Here is a 2130-nt window from a genome sequence, read left to right on the forward strand (position 1 = left end):
CGAGAAGGATGAGGGTGCCCACGCCCAGCGAGCCACTGCCCAGGGAGGTAGCCACGGTACCCTCGGTTCCGTCCATTACCAAGAACAACAGGAAGGGCAATACGATGACCAGTGAGGTCACCCGCATGGCCTGGACCAGGGAGATGGCGGTACTGGCACCACGGGTATCGCCTCCGAGGAACGCCATCTCGGCGACACCTCCGGGCAGGTTGGCGAGCAGTGCAGTGCGACGGTCCAGTCGCCCCCAGCGTTCCAGAAGCAGCGAACAGGTCGCAGCCACCAGCAACGACCAGAACGTGAACACGAGCATCCAGGGCAACTGCCACATCAAGGACACAAGAATGGCCGCGGTAAAGCCATGCCCTACAGCGGTTCCCACGATGACCTGCGCGCCCTGACGCACGAGCTTGGATTCTGCCAGCGGGTGGCCACTCAAGGCGGCCACGGCGCCCACCAGCATCGGCCCCAGTATCCACGGCAGGGGGATGCCGACCCTGTCGCCCAGGTAGCCGGCACCCCAGGCCGCCACGAGGGTAGCCAGGCTGGTCAGGACGGTTTTAGGCCTGATCGTCGGTCGACTCATGAAGCGGCGACCTTCGACACTACGGGTCCCGATGTGCCCAGGGCGCTACACAACGGTAGCGAGGATACTGCCATCAGGCGGTGACCAGTGTTCTCTCGAGGCCATCCCGGTCGATGGTCAGTCCCAGGCCGGGGGCATCCGGTATGGTGAGGACCCCGTTCACGGGGCTGGGGGGATCGACGAAGATCGTCTCGCCGACAGACACCATTCCCAGGTGCCATTCCACCAGCCAGCCATTCATCAGGCCGGCCATGCTGTGCATGTTGAAGAGTGGCCAGCCGCCGCCATTGGCAATCGGCAGGTTGTAGATCTGCGCCAGGTGTGCGGCCTTGCGCACCTCGGTGAAGCCTCCGCAGTAGTTGCAGTTCGGTTGAAGGATGTCCACTGCCTGATGCTCGACCAGTTCCCGCAACCTCCAGCGGTGGCCCTCCATCTGGCCAGCCGCCAGCGGAATGCGGGTCGAGGCCCGCAGGTCGGCCAATGCCCGGGCATCGTTCTGGTACAATGGCTCCTCAAACCAGGTGATGTTGCAGTCCTCGACAGCGCGGCACAGCATCTTGGCCTCCACCGGGCTGAACAGGTAGTTGGCGTCCATCATGATATCGATGTCGTCACCCACCGCCTCGCGGATCACGCGAACCCGGGCCGCATCCTCTCGCCATCCACCCTTGTCGACACCGACCACCGTCTTCAGGGCACGGAAGCCGTTGTCCACGTGCATCCTGGCGGCCTCGGCGAGCAAGTCCCGATCGTACTGGGGGAAGCCAAAGGTGACATAGGCCGGGGCGCTGGTCTTGTTGCCTCCCAGCAACTGCGCCACGGAGCGATCGACATGCTTGCCGTGGATGTCCCACAGGGCGATATCCAGGCATGACAGCGCCATGGAGACGGTGCCGGTCATGGCGCGGGGATTGAGCTTGCTGAATACCCGCTGGTGGATGGCCTCGATATCCCGGGGATCCATATCCCGGACCACCGGCAGGAAGTGCTTTTCCAGGGCCACGACCACGGAGTGGGCCAGGAAATGCCCGGTGAGGCCGCAGCCGATGATGCCTTCGTCGGTTTCGACCTCACAGAAAACGAACAATTTCTGCTCTTCACGACCATAGCCAGCTATCTTGCCTTCGATGAGCGGAATCTCGATCGAGGTGGTGTGCAGGCTGGCTCTTATATCCTTGATCTTCATTGTGTCCTCACGATAACTAAGTGGCGCCCCGGGTAGGCATGCGCCATCTTGGGAGTGAAGTGGGCCGCCATGGGATTAGATTGCTAACAGGTGACGGTCATGTCAAACCGCCGGTAGTCTTCCCTGATAACCCTGCCTCACTCGGGTCTCGACAGTGGGTCGGTCATAGCCTAACGTAAAACTGCTAACTGTTGACAAAAACGAAAGCTCCGCTAGGCTTGGAGTGATCCCAGCGTGATATCCGAGTCCGTAAAACAAGACACAGAACAGACGAAGAGGATGAAAAATGAAATCCATGCATAATTTCACGCACGCCGTCAGCCATCAGCGCCATCTCCTGGCAGGCTCCATCGCCCTCGCG

General features: G+C 61.4%; 2 protein-coding genes. Both read right to left on the reverse strand.

Annotated features, from left to right (window positions below):
- On the reverse strand, nucleotides 1-583 hold a 583-nt coding region (locus ACESMD_RS14770), incomplete at its 3' end, for an AbrB family transcriptional regulator (protein WP_372614466.1).
- Nucleotides 584-656: 73 nt separating this feature from the next.
- Nucleotides 657-1769 (reverse strand): mandelate racemase/muconate lactonizing enzyme family protein, encoded by a 1113-nt coding sequence (locus ACESMD_RS14775; protein WP_372614468.1) that lies wholly within the window; start codon nucleotides 1767-1769, stop codon nucleotides 657-659.
- Nucleotides 1770-2130 lie beyond the last annotated feature (361 nt).

Origin of the sequence: Halomonas sp., from assembly GCF_041689495.1 — a bacterium.
Lineage (GTDB): Bacteria > Pseudomonadota > Gammaproteobacteria > Pseudomonadales > Halomonadaceae > Halomonas.

Coding starts and splice junctions, on each gene's coding strand:
- ACESMD_RS14775 (WP_372614468.1), bottom strand. CDS start 1,769: ATGAAGATCAAGGATATAAGAGCCAGCCTGCACACCACCTCGATCGAG.